19 protein-coding genes are annotated in these 14,821 nt (G+C 43.2%); 8 read left to right on the top strand and 11 right to left on the bottom strand.

What is annotated here, in order from left to right; all coding sequences use genetic code 11:
• Window positions 1–80 precede the first annotated feature (80 nt).
• The 3 genes from BVG16_RS22210 to BVG16_RS22200 are packed head-to-tail and all read left to right on the top strand — an operon-like array spanning window position 81 to window position 1,466.
• Entirely contained in the window at window positions 81–503 is a 423-nt protein-coding gene (locus BVG16_RS22210; RefSeq protein WP_078501379.1) for a GNAT family N-acetyltransferase, read from the top strand.
• On the top strand, window positions 504–1,052 hold the full coding sequence (locus BVG16_RS22205) for a hypothetical protein (protein ID WP_078501378.1): 549 nt from the start codon (window positions 504–506) through the stop codon (window positions 1,050–1,052).
• 39 nt (window positions 1,053–1,091) lie between these two features.
• On the top strand, window positions 1,092–1,466 hold the full coding sequence (locus tag BVG16_RS22200) for a hypothetical protein (protein WP_078501377.1): 375 nt from the start codon (window positions 1,092–1,094) through the stop codon (window positions 1,464–1,466).
• Between the two features lie 41 nt (window positions 1,467–1,507).
• Here BVG16_RS22200 and BVG16_RS22195 read toward each other — a convergent pair whose 3' ends face one another.
• Window positions 1,508–2,050: a class F sortase gene (locus tag BVG16_RS22195; RefSeq protein ID WP_158081755.1), complete on the bottom strand. Its 543-nt coding sequence runs from the start codon at window positions 2,048–2,050 to the stop codon at window positions 1,508–1,510.
• Window positions 2,051–2,185: 135 nt separating this feature from the next.
• The gene (locus tag BVG16_RS22190) at window positions 2,186–2,461 is read right to left on the bottom strand and encodes a hypothetical protein (protein ID WP_233147136.1); all 276 of its coding nucleotides are present in this window, start codon (window positions 2,459–2,461) and stop codon (window positions 2,186–2,188) included.
• Between the two features lie 207 nt (window positions 2,462–2,668).
• Here BVG16_RS22190 and BVG16_RS22185 point away from each other — a divergent pair, with 207 nt between their 5' ends.
• On the top strand, window positions 2,669–2,923 hold the full coding sequence (locus BVG16_RS22185) for a DUF1450 domain-containing protein (RefSeq protein WP_078501375.1): 255 nt from the start codon (window positions 2,669–2,671) through the stop codon (window positions 2,921–2,923).
• Between the two features lie 57 nt (window positions 2,924–2,980).
• Here BVG16_RS22185 and BVG16_RS22180 read toward each other — a convergent pair whose 3' ends face one another.
• The gene (locus BVG16_RS22180) at window positions 2,981–3,616 is read right to left on the bottom strand and encodes a helix-turn-helix transcriptional regulator (protein ID WP_078501374.1); all 636 of its coding nucleotides are present in this window, start codon (window positions 3,614–3,616) and stop codon (window positions 2,981–2,983) included.
• 22 nt (window positions 3,617–3,638) lie between these two features.
• Window positions 3,639–4,532: an oxygen-dependent tRNA uridine(34) hydroxylase TrhO gene (gene trhO, locus BVG16_RS22175; protein ID WP_408635364.1), complete on the bottom strand. Its 894-nt coding sequence runs from the start codon at window positions 4,530–4,532 to the stop codon at window positions 3,639–3,641.
• A 234-nt stretch (window positions 4,533–4,766) separates the two neighbouring features.
• On the opposite strand from trhO, the gene BVG16_RS22170 reads away from it, so the two are divergent.
• The 3 genes from BVG16_RS22170 to BVG16_RS22160 all read left to right on the top strand — a co-directional run bounded on the left by BVG16_RS22170 (window position 4,767) and on the right by BVG16_RS22160 (window position 7,686).
• On the top strand, window positions 4,767–5,402 hold the full coding sequence (locus tag BVG16_RS22170; protein ID WP_078501372.1) for a pyridoxamine 5'-phosphate oxidase family protein: 636 nt from the start codon (window positions 4,767–4,769) through the stop codon (window positions 5,400–5,402).
• A gap of 370 nt (window positions 5,403–5,772) precedes the next feature.
• Window positions 5,773–6,762 (top strand): inorganic phosphate transporter, encoded by a 990-nt coding sequence (locus BVG16_RS22165; protein WP_078501371.1) that lies wholly within the window; start codon window positions 5,773–5,775, stop codon window positions 6,760–6,762.
• A gap of 21 nt (window positions 6,763–6,783) precedes the next feature.
• Window positions 6,784–7,686, top strand: a complete 903-nt coding sequence (locus BVG16_RS22160; RefSeq protein WP_078501370.1) for a cation diffusion facilitator family transporter — start codon at window positions 6,784–6,786, stop codon at window positions 7,684–7,686.
• 56 nt (window positions 7,687–7,742) lie between these two features.
• Here the strand turns inward: BVG16_RS22160 and BVG16_RS22155 are convergent, their stop codons facing one another.
• The 5 genes from BVG16_RS22155 to clpP form a co-directional block, all read right to left on the bottom strand.
• A complete protein-coding gene (locus BVG16_RS22155; RefSeq protein ID WP_078501369.1) occupies window positions 7,743–8,888 on the bottom strand; it encodes a Ger(x)C family spore germination protein in 1,146 nt (381 codons plus the stop codon).
• On the bottom strand, window positions 8,885–10,369 hold the full coding sequence (locus BVG16_RS22150) for a spore germination protein (protein ID WP_078501368.1): 1,485 nt from the start codon (window positions 10,367–10,369) through the stop codon (window positions 8,885–8,887). The genes BVG16_RS22155 and BVG16_RS22150 overlap by 4 nt, the downstream gene beginning before the upstream one ends.
• Window positions 10,366–11,460 (bottom strand): endospore germination permease, encoded by a 1,095-nt coding sequence (locus tag BVG16_RS22145; protein ID WP_078501367.1) that lies wholly within the window; start codon window positions 11,458–11,460, stop codon window positions 10,366–10,368. The genes BVG16_RS22150 and BVG16_RS22145 overlap by 4 nt, the downstream gene beginning before the upstream one ends.
• Window positions 11,461–11,602: 142 nt before the next feature.
• The gene (locus BVG16_RS32910) at window positions 11,603–11,773 is read right to left on the bottom strand and encodes a hypothetical protein (RefSeq protein WP_158081754.1); all 171 of its coding nucleotides are present in this window, start codon (window positions 11,771–11,773) and stop codon (window positions 11,603–11,605) included.
• Between the two features lie 378 nt (window positions 11,774–12,151).
• On the bottom strand, window positions 12,152–12,736 hold the full coding sequence (gene clpP, locus BVG16_RS22140) for an ATP-dependent Clp endopeptidase proteolytic subunit ClpP (RefSeq protein ID WP_078501366.1): 585 nt from the start codon (window positions 12,734–12,736) through the stop codon (window positions 12,152–12,154).
• A 193-nt stretch (window positions 12,737–12,929) separates the two neighbouring features.
• Between clpP and BVG16_RS22135 the strand changes: the two genes are divergently transcribed.
• Window positions 12,930–13,625, top strand: a complete 696-nt coding sequence (locus BVG16_RS22135; protein ID WP_078501365.1) for an RNA polymerase sigma factor — start codon at window positions 12,930–12,932, stop codon at window positions 13,623–13,625.
• A gap of 14 nt (window positions 13,626–13,639) precedes the next feature.
• Here BVG16_RS22135 and BVG16_RS22130 read toward each other — a convergent pair whose 3' ends face one another.
• Together BVG16_RS22130 and BVG16_RS22125 are read right to left on the bottom strand one after the other, a co-directional pair.
• A complete protein-coding gene (locus BVG16_RS22130) occupies window positions 13,640–13,966 on the bottom strand; it encodes an AzlD domain-containing protein (protein WP_078501364.1) in 327 nt (108 codons plus the stop codon).
• Complete coding sequence (locus BVG16_RS22125) at window positions 13,957–14,691, bottom strand: AzlC family ABC transporter permease (RefSeq protein ID WP_078501363.1); 735 nt, start codon at window positions 14,689–14,691, stop codon at window positions 13,957–13,959. Before BVG16_RS22125 ends, BVG16_RS22130 begins: the two co-directional genes overlap by 10 nt.
• Window positions 14,692–14,821: the final 130 nt, after the last annotated feature.

Genomic DNA, 14,821 nt, shown 5'->3' with positions numbered 1-14,821 from the left:
AACTTTCATGGTAAAAATAAACAAATGGAAAAAGTTAACGTCTACATAATATCGAAATTTATTGGGATGGTGATCGCGACATGGAACATACAGTACGATTCGGGAAACTGGAAGATCTAGCTGTAATTACAGCCCTTGACGATATTCAAGGGAGAATGATGGAATGGAAATTACAGAATCAAGAGTATGTATTAGCTGAAGTAGATGGATATTGTGCTGGGTTTATTCGGTTAGAGTATCTATGGTCGAAATACCCGTACATTGGCATGATTCGTGTAGAACGTCCATACCAACGACAAGGGCTTGGTATTAAAATGCTGCTTTTTGTGGAAGAAGCTCTCAGACAGCAGGGGGTAACTGAGCTCTATAGCTCATCGCAAGCCGATGAAGCAGATCCCCAAGCTTGGCACCGGTATATGGGCTTCCGGGAATGCGGGATTATCAGTGGGATTAACGAAGGAGAGATTGGTGAGATTTTTTTCGTGAAATCGATGGGGAACTAGTTGGATAGGAAGGATGAGTTGCATTTGAAGGATCTCGCCAATTCGATACCTCCACATCGACGCATGTTCATCTCATTGCTGATCGGGTTATTCCTACTTACGTTGATGTTGTTGGGTCTCATAGACTTATGGACATTTCGACTGAAACCGGGAGGTCATTTATCAGGGAATGGCAACCCCGCATTACTGTTCGTGTTCCTATTCCTGCCGCTGTATATCCTATTCTTAACTTGTATCGCCGCGATAGCTCAATGGTACATTCATCTGGAGATCAAGCAGGGGACGTATCATTGGGGAATTTTGACCTTTATGATCGTGATAACTTTGCTCATCATTGGTTGTGAAATGCTGTATTTTCGCCAAATATTTTATTCCCTGGGTGGCTTTCCGAATTCTGCGTATTCTGCTATTTATCGCTGGTCCACGTTCAATCAGTACACGAATACGGCATATATCAATGTTTTCACGTATATACTTGGCGTATTAGCTGCGCTGTTCATTGGATACATGATTGCTGTGGTGAGGAGTATTGGGAGGCGTAAGGACTAAAAATAATCACGATCTAGTAGGGAAAGGAAGAGATTCCATATGACCTTGAAAAAAATCGTGGTAAGTGCCTCTCTTCTTCTTCTCTTGATAGGGATTGTATTGTATCACATTCCTCAACATGTCCAGAAAAGCTACATAGCCGTAGGATATAAGAATCAATGGAATGATGAGATAAAGACGAACTTGGATCTCGATGTAACGATTAAGAAACGGTTATTCTCGAAGCATATCATCGATGGAACCCTATCGATTGGGGGGCAAGCGTCAAGAGATTTTCAAGACATTTATGTATCTGTGAACGATAAGCAGCAAGTGGGCACCAACTATGTTGGTCCAGCATCTAATATGCAAGAAGTTAGGGACGTATCACATCGATTATTCGGTGAGATAAACCAGACAAACCCTAACAAATAGAGCCGATTTTCATTCCATGTGCGGAAGACGGCTCTATTTGATTAATGATCAACGAGTTTTGTATAGACGATGAGTCTTTCTTCATGTTCATGTTTTTTGCGATTATATTTACCAGTACATGTTATCAAATTTAATCGGGGTTCGGGGCTTGGACCAAATATTTTTTCGATGGAAGCTTTGTGCGGTTCGACGATTTCTGTCGCTTCCACAACGAAGATGAGCTGTCGCCCTTTTACGTCTTTTAATATGACTTGATCGTTAGGTTTTAGCTTTTTTAAATGAAAAAATACGGCAGGTCCGTATAAATTATCTACATGACCGTCAATGACGGCATTCCCTAACTCACCGGGGAGAAATCCTGGATGCAGTAAACCTGTTTTCTCTGTATCTTGAGGGACAGCCATTTGACCATTATCCAGTACGCCGACAGTCTCTACAATAGCTTTTACATGTAGGGAAGGAATTATGATTTTTACTGGCTTTAATGGGGTTACAGGTTTACGTACGTTTTTGATTTTAGGCGGACTTTGTACTTGCTCAGGTATGTTGGGAAGTGCTTTGGGTTGAATCTCTTGTTGCTGCATGCCATCGGTATTGGACTCAGGGGATCGTTGTTGATGCGAACAACTGCCTGCAAATAGCGCGAAACCCAGGAGAATATATACAATTTTTCGATGTATGTTCATAAATAATGAAAAAAGAGGGGAGAGCCCCTCTTTTTAATTGGTCGACTCGCTAGCGCCGCCAAGACCTGTTTTAGGTAGAGCTTTGGCTTTGAAGGATTTCGCTTTAATTTTTTTGCCATGCATGCTTTTCGCGTGTAATTTCTTTGCATGATGAGCACTTTTTGCTGTAACACCGTGTTTCTTCACATGGTGGTGTTTAGCATGAGGTTTTGCGTGGTGCTCCTTGGTTGCTGGAGCAGCACCCGCAGCTGTTGCAAGGGATAAGAACAAGCATGTAGACAGAGCAAGTGTTGTGATTTTCTTCATCATTGTGTTTCTTACCTCCAAATATTTTTTTTGGACTACAGACTTTAAGATATCCGCAATGGTGAATTTATAGTAAAGGAAATTTGATCCTAACTTGGTTATAAAACACGAAATACACTTGTATGAACACCCGAAGCATTGACCCTATGCCTTCGATTGACTATACTGAGTTCAGATCAAAATCAAGTCAGAATGTAGTAGGTGATTCAAATGAGTCTTGGTATTATCGTTGTCGAAGTATGTGAGCGAAATGCCTTAGCACTTCGTTCCTTAGAAGATCTGGAAGAAGAATATATCGAAGTCGCAGTCATGCGAACCGATTGTCTGAATATGTGCAATTTATGCCGGGCAAGACCCTATGCCATGGTGAATAATAAGCGGATATATGCAGATACACCGGAGGAATGTTATCAGAAGGTTGAGGAAGCCGTACAAGAAGAGATTAAGCTTTTTTATGAAGCTTAAATCTTGACCATAAACTAAAACGGAGACTTCATGCTTAGCATGAGATCTCCGTTTTTTTTATTCAATTTGCTTGCGAATGTGATACGAACATTTACGATCCCCTTTGGCAAGGCATTCAGTTCGACGTACATCAGCACCTAGTAAGGTCTGAAATAAGCTTAATTCACATGTGCATGCATGTTGATATTGATTTGCGATTTGAGAAATGGGACAGTTGAATTCATTTAGAATGTATTCGTCTTCACTTTGCTGCACCAAATCTGCCATATAGCCATTTTCATTCTGGATTTCGGTAAGCACCGCGACCTTTTCTTCGAATGTCATGGATTGCATGCGTTGCTCATATTTTTTGGCCAGGGATTCTTTACGTCGATCAAATAACCGATCTACGGATGCTTGACCCGATTCATCAGCTAGTTCACCGAGTAGATCAAGTGCGACAGCATGATATTTTTTAGGGAAAAAATGTTCTGCTTCTTCAGACAGACGATATACGGAAGTGGGTCTGCCCATCGGCTGACGAATTAATGTCGAGCTGATGAAGTTATCCTTCTCCAAAGTGGAGATATGCCTCCGAACGGCCATCGTGGTTATTCCGAGTTGTTCTGTAAGATCTTTGGCACTTAAATCGCCTTGTGTCTTCAGCATGTGCAGTATCGTTTCCCTCGTAGACAAGTCCATTGGATCACTCATTTAGCCCACCGCCTGTTGTCTATTATACGTGAGTACGTGCAATATCGTTCTCTTCACAAGCTGGCGAACAATAGCCGTGATGCGTTTCCTCGCACTTTTCACACACGATATGCTGACGATGGCATAAGTCATCCCCGCAATTAATGTACGTATCTGCCGGTTCATTGCAGTGGTAGCATTTACCGACGATAACATCTTCGTCCGTATGATTAATCTTCACAGATATGCGTTCGTCAAAGACGTAGCATTTACCATCGAATAATCTGCCCTGTACATCAGCATCTTTACCATACGTCACAATGCCGCCGTCAAGCTGATAGACATTATTGAAGCCTTGATCCATCATGACACCCGTCAACTTCTCGCAGCGAATTCCTCCTGTACAGTAAGTAAGGATAGGTCTGTCTTTAAATTCGCTCATATGTTCTTCAATCCATTCCGGAAATTCTTTGAATGAATCAATATTCGGACGAATGGCATTGCGGAAATGTCCCAAATCATATTCATAATCCGTACGCCCATCAAGCACGATGACATCGTCTCTCTGCAAATATTCATGAAAATCTTTTGGAGATAAATGTTGGCCAGTTTGCGTATTGGGATCGAGCGGTTGATCATAACGTAATGTTACAAGTTCTTGTTTATGTCGAACGAACATTTTGGTAAATGCATGTCCTTCAGCGGGATCAATTTTAAATACGATGTCCGAGAACAGTGGGTTCGCGCGTAAATCACGCATGTATTGTTCTGTTTGTTCTACCGTACCGGATACGGTACCATTAATTCCTTCACTTGCGATTAAGATCCGACCCTTTAAACCTAATCTTTTACAATAATCGAGATGATCTGCTGTAAATTGCTCGGGATCCGGGATCGCCACAAATTTATAATAGAGCAAAATTTGAAAATCATTCATGTTAGACATTCTCCAATATCCTTTCTATGTGTGCAAAATTGAAGCGGCAGAGAGGAAATCCTCTCCACCGCATGGGGGTATTAATACACTATAACTATAGCCAGTGTATATAACTAAAGTCACATTGTCAACATTTAAGTATAAAAAGTTAGACGATTCCTTTCAGGTACGAATATGATATGATAGATTCATCTCCTAGTTAATGGAAATATAAGAATGAGAGGTCATTAATCCATGCGCCAGAAACCATTTGAAGAAATCGTGCAAACCGAAGAAGAATTAAGAGATCTTTTAGGATACCCAAGTGAACTCGTAACTCGAAAATCGATAACCCATATTGACGATCATGTGCGTCATTTCATTGGCTTGTCACCGATGGCATTCCTGGCCACTTCTGATCAAATGGGATATTGTGATGTATCTCCACGCGGAGATGCTGCGGGATTCGTACATATCATCGACGATAAGCATCTCGTCGTCCCAGAACGGCCTGGGAATCGTCGTCTCGACTCGATCCGCAACATTCTAACCAACCCGAACATTGGCATCATTTTTATCATTCCAGGTTTAGAAGAAACGTTGCGCGTCAATGGCAAAGCCTGCATTACGAGAGATGAACATCTCATGGAGCAGATGATTGCCCATGGGAAAAGACCGCTCCTGGGAATAGGTGTCGAGGTAGAAGAGTGTTACATCCATTGTGCGAAAGCGTTCAAACGCTCTGGTTTGTGGGATACCAATCAATGGCTCGAATCGGCATCGCTTCCTAAAGTATCGAAGATCTTAGCGGATCATGCGAATATGAAAGGGATCGGCGAGGAAGATGTCGCGAAATCGTTGCGTGAAACTTATGAGAAGCGGCTTTATTAACATGATATTTTTCGACTTATTTATGCCATGGAGCAAATTAAATGAGGCAGAATGAGAAAATAAAGAGTATGATGGATATATCAGTTGTGAAGTCCGTATAACGCAATCGAGATGATTAGGAAGTAAAGGTTTTCATGATGAAATCATGGCCCAGAGGCTTAGCCTCTGGTTTTTCTTCGTCGAAAAAGACAGCGAAGAATCTCATAGCTTGAACAAAGAGATTTATTATTGAATGGAATAGAACGACCTGAATCATGGCAAAATTAAGGAGTGGAGCAGGAGAGGTTTACTGTACGACAGATACCTACGAAGACGAACCGCCAACAGGCCGGCATTACACTAACCATGTTGTAACATAAGGAGCTTGGGGATGGACGTAAACATTTGGGTATTAGGCTTAGTTATTGTATTAGCACTTTCATTTGATTTTATTAATGGTTTTCATGATACAGCGAATGCCATTGCAACTTCGATCTCGACAAGAGCACTGACGCCGAAAGTAGCCATTATATTAGCGGCATGTATGAATTTTATCGGGGCCGTCATGTTCTCGGGGGTGGCCAAGACGATCGGCGGAAGTGTCGCTGATCCAGCCAAGCTAGACAATGGTATACAGATTGTGATCGCAACGTTGATAGCCGCAATTATTTGGAACTTAGTCACGTGGTGGTTCGGCATTCCTTCATCATCATCCCATGCGTTAATTGGTGCATTAGCAGGTGCCGTTTTTGTAGGTGCCGGATCCGAGATGGTTAATTGGACAGGATTTATTGATATTGTAAAAGCGCTAATCTTCTCGCCATTGATAGGTTTTGGTATTGGTTATGTGCTGATGCAATTATTGAAGTGGATATTTGCCAGTCGCAGCCCGCATGCGGTGAATCGGGGGTTCCGTACTTTGCAAATTTTTACCGCGGCATTGCAATCTTTCACCCATGGTACAAATGATGCGCAAAAGGTGATGGGGATCATTACATTCGCCCTTGTATCGGCCGGTGTTCAAGATACCGTTGACGTTCCGCTGTGGGTTAAAATTTCAGCAGCAACAGCGATGGCCGTTGGTTCATCCGTCGGAGGCTGGAAGATCATTAAGACGATGGGCACCAAGATATTCAAAATTGAACCGATAAATGGATTTGCAGCAGATTTGACGGGGGCAAGTGTTATTTTCACTGCGACATTGTTGCATCTACCTGTAAGTACAACGCATGTCATTACGTCAGCCATACTTGGTGTTGGATCCGCAAAGCGATTCTCCTCGGTAAAATGGTCATTGGCGGGTCGTATCGTCATCACATGGTTCATTACGATACCTATTGCAGCCTGCTTAGCAGGTGTTATTTACAAAATTATCTTCTAAGATCGGTGGTGTAAAGTCCGGGTGTCGCAACAGCAGCATAACGCAGGGATTCAAGCCGTTTGGTTGAGTCTAATTAGTAACATTGTATTGACTGCTCTGAAAATCGTCGTTGGACTTATGGTAGGCAGCCAAGTATTAATTGCAGACGGCATACATAATGCCGGTGATGTGATTGCCACATTCGCCGCGCTCATATCTACCATGGTATCGAAGAAACCTGCAGATGAAGATCATCCGTTCGGACACGGCAAAGCTGAAGTTATTGCTTCAGGTATCGTGGCAATCATCTTGGTGATGGCAGCCCTGCTGATGGTCTACAAATCGATTGAAGCCTTGTTCGTGCCTGCTACAGAAGCCAGCTACTGGGCTTTACTCGCGGCCGTGATCTCTCTCATATGGAAGCAAGCTTTATATGTATATTGCATACGAATAGGGAATCAGCAGCATAGTAAAAGCTTGATCGCGACGGCCAAAGATCATCTTGCTGATGTGTATGCCTCCATTGCAGCGGTGCTTGGGATCGGTATTGCACTGGTAGGAGATCGGTTCCACATCCCTTATACAGAGTATGGAGACCCCTTGGCTGGGATTATTGTATCTTATTTCGTCATGAAATTAGCTTATGAGATGGGGCGAGAGTCCATCGATATTCTAATGGAGAAGAATCTTTCACCACAGCAGATGGAACAACTGATGACGATCGTTCGCTCGAATCCGCATGTGAAGCGCATTGATCGCATACGAGCTCGAGAACATGGGCACTACATTATCATTGATCTGCGTGTCAGCATTCCTAATCATTTAACGATCCAGGAAGGACATGATATTAGCCGTGAGATCAAATTTTCCATCATGAATCATCATAAGAATGTGGAAGAAGTCATGATTCATATTAATCCATGGACGCCTGAAGACAGGAAGTAAAAAAAGCATGTGTGCGATCGTATCGCCTACATGCTTTTTGTTGTTTCTAGACGGCGTTATTCCACACGTTCTTTATATTTACCTGAGTTCAGCAGGGTAACGATGACCCGAACATCTTTAAGCGAGTCTTCATTTAATACAAATCCACTGCTGCGATGTACTTCATGCCACTTCTTGGGGTATTTTCGATATAGATGCTCTTCCAGTTTCAGAACATCAATTTCCATAGGGAGACCTTTTTTATAGCTCATACGAATTTCATTTTCAACGACTTCCGAAGCCATTTTTTCCATCTCGTGATTAGGAGTTTTTTTCACGATTTCGTCGAGATACGCTTGCATATGCAGCATAATATTGTATCGAACACGGTTACCTTCCAAGATCGGAGTGACCTTATATTTGGGCTTAATCATGATCAATGCTGCGACAGGCTTTCCCTTGTATGGAATGTTAATCGGGGAACGCTGCAGTTGCTTCTGCATCCATCGAGCACCTTTTAGATCATCTTCTGAGAGCCATCCGCTAAGATTTTGATAATGAAAGTAGTATGCGCCATCAATTTGAAACATGGGATGTTCTTTCTGATCTTCAAACCATTTATCGCGTTTGATCGCAAGGGAAGGGATCATGGCAGGGGAACCGCTCTCATTCAATTGGGAGATGACTTTAAAGCCGTATACTGGAAGAATAAAAGAACGTTGTGAGTATACTTGGCTAGGTTGGTTCATGACCGTATCGAGCGGTGACAGATTAAACATGGATTTTTGAACAAGAATGTCTTTCAAGGGTTCTTTTGTGCCGTAAATCAGGATATTATATCGGACTTCTCGATAACGGTTCAACATATCGTAAACTTCTTGCAAACCGTGCTTCATTAATGCTTCCGTACAGATCATGGCTTTGACGTGGCCCCAGAATATTCTCATTTGCGATGTCGAATAAATGGTTGTCAACGATTCTGTAACAGTTCTCCCTTCGCCCCGACCAATCCAAACAGGTACAGGTTTGCCAGTACTGGCGGTTTCCGTCTTGGCAATATTAGCAAAATTGAGGATTTGCGCGTAAGTGATGTATTTGTTATCGACGTAATCAATGCCGAGTGCCGTAACATACGCCATATTCTGAAGATCCTTGGAGTTCCAACATCCGGGCAGCAGGGTGCAGAGCAATAGGCTAATGACTAATTTAGACCACGTTCTCATGCTGTATCTTCTCCTTGATGGTCATTATCAATTGTATTATATCGTGCAGGTCGTCGAATCATTAATTTCCACGGTAATCGAATGAGGGACTTTAATACGTCAGCTATAGGCCGATTGGACAGCGGCTCGACGAATGTATTTCCGAAGGAGCGGAGTCGTGAGACGTAGATGGCCAGTAAAATAAAACCTAGGATTAACCCATACATTCCAAGAAATGATGCGGCGAAAAATAATAAGAATCGAATGACACTTAACGCAGAACTTAGACTTTGATTGACCAAGGTTGCGCCGGATACGGCCGTAATTGCGCCGACAACGACAACGGAAGGAGATACAAGTCCCGCTCGGATCGCGGCATCTCCGATGATCAGACCCCCAATAACGGTCAACGTTTGTCCAATAGAACTCGGCAGCCTCAGGCCCGCCTCCCTAAATATTTCTAAGAGTAGGAGAAGGACGAACAATTCCATCTGCGGAGAGAAGGGAAGACCTTGTCGCGACACACCAATTGTAGCTAGTAAACGAAAAGGAACTTGGTCTTGATGAAACGCAGATAACGCAACCCAGAGCCCAGGGAGGAGGATAGACAAGAATAAGCTAATGACACGAATGATCCGTACGAACGAAATATATAGAAAGTTGAAATGGATATCTTCCGGCGATTTCATAAGTAAGCTTAACGTTGCAGGTCCGACCAGCACCATGGGATTCCCATCGACGACAATGATGAAGCGTCCGTTCAACAAGGCATTGATGACATAATCGGGACGGCCCGTGAAATCGATTAAGGGGAAGATGGAGTATTTCGAATCCACGATCATTTCCTCTAATTGTCCGATGCTATAGATCCCATCAATATCAATGTCTTTCAGTCGTTTGCGAACTTCTTGTATCATGCTAGGCTGGATTAGATCGTTAATATATAGAACGCCAATTTTGGTCTTGGTTCGTCGACCTAAGACAAGTGTCTCATGGCAGAGGGAGTTGCTGCGAATTCTTTTGCGTATCAGAGCGACATTGATGACGATATCTTCGACAAATCCGTCACGGGGGCCCTTGATCGAAATCTCAGTCTTCGATTCACCTGGCGTTCGCTTTGGCGTATTCGCAATACTTAACTTATAGAAAGCATTGGTTTTCGGAATAAAAAGAACTAAGTCACCTTCAAAGACCGATTCTGCGAATTGGCCGGCGATATGACTTGTCTCAATGGGGAGTAAAGGGAGCGTACTCATCATATTGCTATGTTGTCCGCCGTTGAATTGCGTTTCGTTATATAGCCTTTTTAAGGCTGGCAGAACTGTTTTTCCGATTTCTACGGTGTCACACAGACCGATCGCAAAGGTAAGAACGATTTGGGAAGCCGGTGCGTATTCTTGGATTTGATACGATTCAATGATGACATCAGAAGAACCAGAGAAATAATCCTGAATGCGCTGTAGCGACCAAAGTTCTTCGTTCGCTTGAACGGAATCACTCATGTCGTGCCCTCCTTCGGTGTTTTGGTGAATATGGATATACCTAGCCAGGCCATGGATAGTAGAAAGAGTATCGATAACGAAATTGGAAGGTAATACCCATACATCCAAGCGTAAAAAGCTTCCTGACTAATAGGCAGCATGGACACCAGGATATAACTTATGGTGATGCCCAGCATAAATCGGGTTCTTGATTCAGGAGTCTGAAAGGGAAACATGTCTGCAAGTAAAAACAAGGACAAACTAATACGTATACTCGCACCAGACAGCCACTGAAATACCGAGAAGAAATCTACATGTTCGAAATAGTCTCCGATTTTGACGAGTCTCCATTGTTCATAAGGGGATTCAAGCTGCTTCGCTGCTTCCTTAGGTCCAAACTCCGTAATTGCACCGATTACTGGGCCAAGCATGATGTACACCATCATGAGAGCGAAGATAAGCAGATGCCAGGTCTTGATCTTGAATTTCAAATGATGCTGCATCGTAAGCAGAATGATAAGCTCAATGAGTCCGCTTCCTGCGTAAACCATGCCAGAGATTGCAGGTCGGACTCCATGTTCAAGGATTGGACGAAGCAAGCCGAAATCTTTGATCGGCATATTCGAAATAGATACGAAGTAACCCAGAAAAATGACAAAAGGCAATAAAATGCCTGAGCATATCGCAATGGTACGGATGCCTAAACGGGCGGCATAGAAACAAATAAACGAGATCGTAATCGTAAGAACAAGCTTGGGTGAAGCGGGCAAATAGTTCGTTATTGTCCATGTTGCTGTATGGAAAACCGTCATTCCACCAATGAAATAGATTTGAATAGCCATAGGAATGATCAATATCCAGGAAAAGAAGGGACTTGTCTTTTCTGCAAGCCAAGGTTGAAGTTTCTGTTGGCCGGACTTCTTCATAATAAATACAATCAACATGCACCATGCCAAGAAGGGAACACTTGTAAATATGACGGACAACCATGAATCACGGCCAGCCGCATCCAGGATCATTGGATTTACGATGACATGATTCAGCAATCCGTTCATTAACATTAAAATTAAGGAAGCTTGGAAGAAGCTGATTTTGCTGTTCATTGCCACCATGATCTATTTCACCTCGGATAGGGTAATGGAATTGCTTGTTTATTTTGGATGTTTTGGCATGATTTTATACGAACATGAGGAAGAGCCACTCATGGCATGAGGGGCTGTAGGTCTGAATATTCGCGAATCTCCTATACGGATGTTAATCTCTACCTGCTTCATAGATCAATTCTGCTAACATCTTGGGATGATTATAGGCGGTTGACATATGATCACCGGGACCTTTAATGAGACGGAACAAGCCTAGGCGACTCGATAAGTGGGGATGCCATCCCACATCGTCGGTCTGAGGTATTACATTATCCTCCGTCAAATAAACATAACTCCGTGGTGTAGCCAAGGAGTAGAATTTCTTGAGATCGAGTCGTTCAAACAAAGGGGCTGCAGGTTCAGGCGAAATATGATTATACAAGTTATTAGCTTAATGAATGTCGGCTAAATTGACAAAGGATTCGCGAAATACAGGAAATGGCAGCATCATGGTATCGTCTTTTGAGTTTTTTCTTAATTGTTGGAATAGCCCATGATCCATGAACAAGAACGAAGGTGAGTGGTTGTGCGTTATAATGAACATATGGCATCATATCAAAGCTCCTTGCAGATTAAGATCGATCAGCATATGCCCATATCAAGAGAGGGGTTCCTAACATATATGAATAGGACTGTCGAGTGAATCGACAGTCCTTAGAGCTTAGATGGATGTAATTACTTTATCGATAATCCCATATTCCAAGGCTTCTTGAGCGGACATAAAGGTATCCCGGTCCATATCCTTTTCTATTCGTTCCAAGGGTTGCCCCGTTCGTTCTGCCGTAATTTGATTCAGTGTTTCACGCGTCTTGAGTATGCGTTTCGCTGAGATCGCAATATCACTGGCCTGACCTTGGGCGCCGCCATGTGGCTGATGGATCATGATCTCGCTATTGGGTAGAGCAAATCGATACCCTTTGGTCCCGGCGAGTAACAAGATGGCGGCGAAGGATGCCGCGAGTCCTGTACATATGGTATGAACTGGCGGTTTCACAAATTGCATTGTATCATAGATCGCAAAGCCAGCCGATGTTGATCCGCCGGGGCTGTTTATATACATGAAAATATCTTTCTCCGGATCTTCGGCTGTAAGAAATAGAAGTTGAGCGGTAATGCTGTTCGCTAATGCATCATCTATGGCGGATCCCACAAAAATAATCCGATCCTTTAACAATCGGGAATAAATATCGTAGGACCTTTCGCCTCGGCTGGTTTGTTCAACGACATAAGGAATATACATATTCATCTAATCTCCTCCAATAAACAATTATTTATCTTGTATACGATTGGAGGATCGCGAAAGATACGGGCAATGAGGCGAACGACGCTTTATTTTATTTTTTTGAAAAGTGCGTATCTTATGAAAGGGTTGAATCGTTTTACCATAAGGAGAAGTATGGCCTGCGAGTACACGATAGGAATAAGGGAGGTACGTACCTATGAATATAGAACAATGGAGATTCACTTTACAACGTTATTGTCTTTCGTTAACCCAATCTCGTTGGGATGCGGAAGATTTGGCACAAGATACTTGGGTAAAGGCATTTCACCCGTTACACGCCATGGATCATCCCCATATGGAAGCAAGGTTGAAACGTATCGCGAAGAATACTTGGATTGATCAATGTCGTAGGAAAAAATTGTTCCAACAGATTCAAGCGATGAGTGAACTGAACACCGTGATGCCGGATTACGGATTATTAAATATAGAATTGGCGCTGCAAGCTCTCATGAAGCACTTGTCGCCACTCCAACGGACTGTATTTCTGCTTCGTGATGTCTTTGAATATACCATCGAGGAGACGGCGCGATATTTGAAGACAACGGAGGGAGCCGTAAAAGCAGCTCTGCATCGTGCACGTCAATCCATGCGTACAGTTCGCGATGATATGCAGCAAGATTCTGTTCGTTTACCGGAAGATGAAGGAATGAGGGAGTACTTGCATGTGATGGCCGTTGCCTATCAGATGGGAGATATGGCGACCTTAGTGGAAATGGCAAGAAGAGGGGATGTAGAGCCTGCTGCGGTGATGGGAATCATCCACAACAAGCTGTACCACAAATCTCAAGCAAGTAAGATGTACTCAGAAAAATCGAACATATCGAACATGTCGGCTTCCATGCTTGCAGCGTAACCTATCATCCATACTCAGAAAATGAACCGCAGAACCATGACGGAAAGGATGCCAACAATGACCGTGAGCAACAAGCTGCGTGTCTTGATGGCGACCCAAAACGTAGGAAGAGCCGCGATCAGCTCGATATATTGCGTAATGGAAGATGCCTTTCCGTCGTGAACTAATAATTCTTGACCTATTAAAGCAGCCATGACAGCGATAGGTACGTAATGCAGCCATCTCATTCCCCATTCAGGTAACTTTGTCCGACTGAGCACCATAAGCGGCAAAACTCTCGGAATAAACGTAACGAACGCCGCCCCTAAAATAACAAGAAACACATTCCATCTTATGTCCATTTTTCGATCACCATCCCTACAGTAGAGGCTACAATCGTAGCAGCAATGACAGCTATGCTTGGAGAAGTAAACGTACTTACTCCAATGGCGATTAGCACCGAACATATGGCAACGATAATATCCGTAACGAGCTTATTCCGATTCAGAATCGCAAGTACAAGCAGACCGATGAACATAGCAGGCAGGGCGAAATCTAATCCCCACTGTTCAGGATTGGAAATCCATTGACCGAGCAATGCTCCAGCGATGTTGGCAGCGAACCAGTTGAGGTAAGCAGTAAGGTTCAGTCCATGCATCCATTTATCACTGAGTCTTGATTTGTTCGCAGATTCATTCATCGCCACACCAAAGGTTTCATCGGTCAACAAAGATCCGATAAGCATGTTCTTCAACGGTGTCAAATGCCGAAAATAGGGGGATAACGCTGCACTTAAGAGTAAATGGCGTAAGTTCACGAAGAAAATGGTGAAAATGATCGAGAAGATCGAACTACCCGATGCCAACATGCCTGCAGCAATAAACTGCGCAGATCCAGCATATAGCAGAAGACACATCAGGGCGATTTCAGGGATGGACATGCCAGCCGCGTATTCGACAACGCCCGAAGCAAACCCAATACTGAGGTATCCTAACAAGGTAGGTACACAATCTTTAACTCCTCGGATAAAAGAATCTTCGCCAAGTGGAGCCTTCAGGGTCTCCACTTGCGGACCGTTTAGGCTCATAAATTACACTCCTTGCCATTCAAATGAAACCAAATATGGGGTTTACTATATAACCTGAAGTCATATCTGTCAATTCATATTGGAAATGATCATAGATGTTGTAAAACGCAACTTTTTGTCAGTTAAAAGA

Source organism: Paenibacillus selenitireducens (assembly GCF_002021565.1).
GTDB lineage: Bacteria > Bacillota > Bacilli > Paenibacillales > Paenibacillaceae > Paenibacillus_K > Paenibacillus_K selenitireducens.
The sequence above is the reverse complement of the archived record's forward strand: the minus strand, read 5'-3'. Positions and strand labels throughout refer to the sequence as shown.

Bases quoted from the DNA above. Each gene is read 5' to 3' on its own strand.
- BVG16_RS22155 (WP_078501369.1), bottom strand. From the start codon at position 8,888: ATGAGAACGTGGTCTAAATTAGTCATTAGCCTATTGCTCTGCACCCTG.
- BVG16_RS22145 (WP_078501367.1), bottom strand. From the start codon at position 11,460: ATGGTGGCAATGAACAGCAAAATCAGCTTCTTCCAAGCTTCCTTAATT.
- BVG16_RS22165 (WP_078501371.1), top strand. From the start codon at position 5,773: ATGGACGTAAACATTTGGGTATTAGGCTTAGTTATTGTATTAGCACTT.
- clpP (WP_078501366.1), bottom strand. From the start codon at position 12,736: ATGAATATGTATATTCCTTATGTCGTTGAACAAACCAGCCGAGGCGAA.
- BVG16_RS22200 (WP_078501377.1), top strand. From the start codon at position 1,092: ATGACCTTGAAAAAAATCGTGGTAAGTGCCTCTCTTCTTCTTCTCTTG.
- BVG16_RS22195 (WP_158081755.1), bottom strand. From the start codon at position 2,050: ATGCAGCAACAAGAGATTCAACCCAAAGCACTTCCCAACATACCTGAG.
- BVG16_RS22210 (WP_078501379.1), top strand. From the start codon at position 81: ATGGAACATACAGTACGATTCGGGAAACTGGAAGATCTAGCTGTAATT.
- trhO (WP_408635364.1), bottom strand. From the start codon at position 4,532: ATGAATGATTTTCAAATTTTGCTCTATTATAAATTTGTGGCGATCCCG.
- BVG16_RS22170 (WP_078501372.1), top strand. From the start codon at position 4,767: ATGCGCCAGAAACCATTTGAAGAAATCGTGCAAACCGAAGAAGAATTA.
- BVG16_RS22190 (WP_233147136.1), bottom strand. From the start codon at position 2,461: ATGATGAAGAAAATCACAACACTTGCTCTGTCTACATGCTTGTTCTTA.
- BVG16_RS22150 (WP_078501368.1), bottom strand. From the start codon at position 10,369: ATGAGTGATTCCGTTCAAGCGAACGAAGAACTTTGGTCGCTACAGCGC.
- BVG16_RS22185 (WP_078501375.1), top strand. From the start codon at position 2,669: ATGAGTCTTGGTATTATCGTTGTCGAAGTATGTGAGCGAAATGCCTTA.
- BVG16_RS22180 (WP_078501374.1), bottom strand. From the start codon at position 3,616: ATGAGTGATCCAATGGACTTGTCTACGAGGGAAACGATACTGCACATG.
- BVG16_RS22130 (WP_078501364.1), bottom strand. From the start codon at position 13,966: ATGGACATAAGATGGAATGTGTTTCTTGTTATTTTAGGGGCGGCGTTC.
- BVG16_RS22135 (WP_078501365.1), top strand. From the start codon at position 12,930: ATGAATATAGAACAATGGAGATTCACTTTACAACGTTATTGTCTTTCG.
- BVG16_RS22125 (WP_078501363.1), bottom strand. From the start codon at position 14,691: ATGAGCCTAAACGGTCCGCAAGTGGAGACCCTGAAGGCTCCACTTGGC.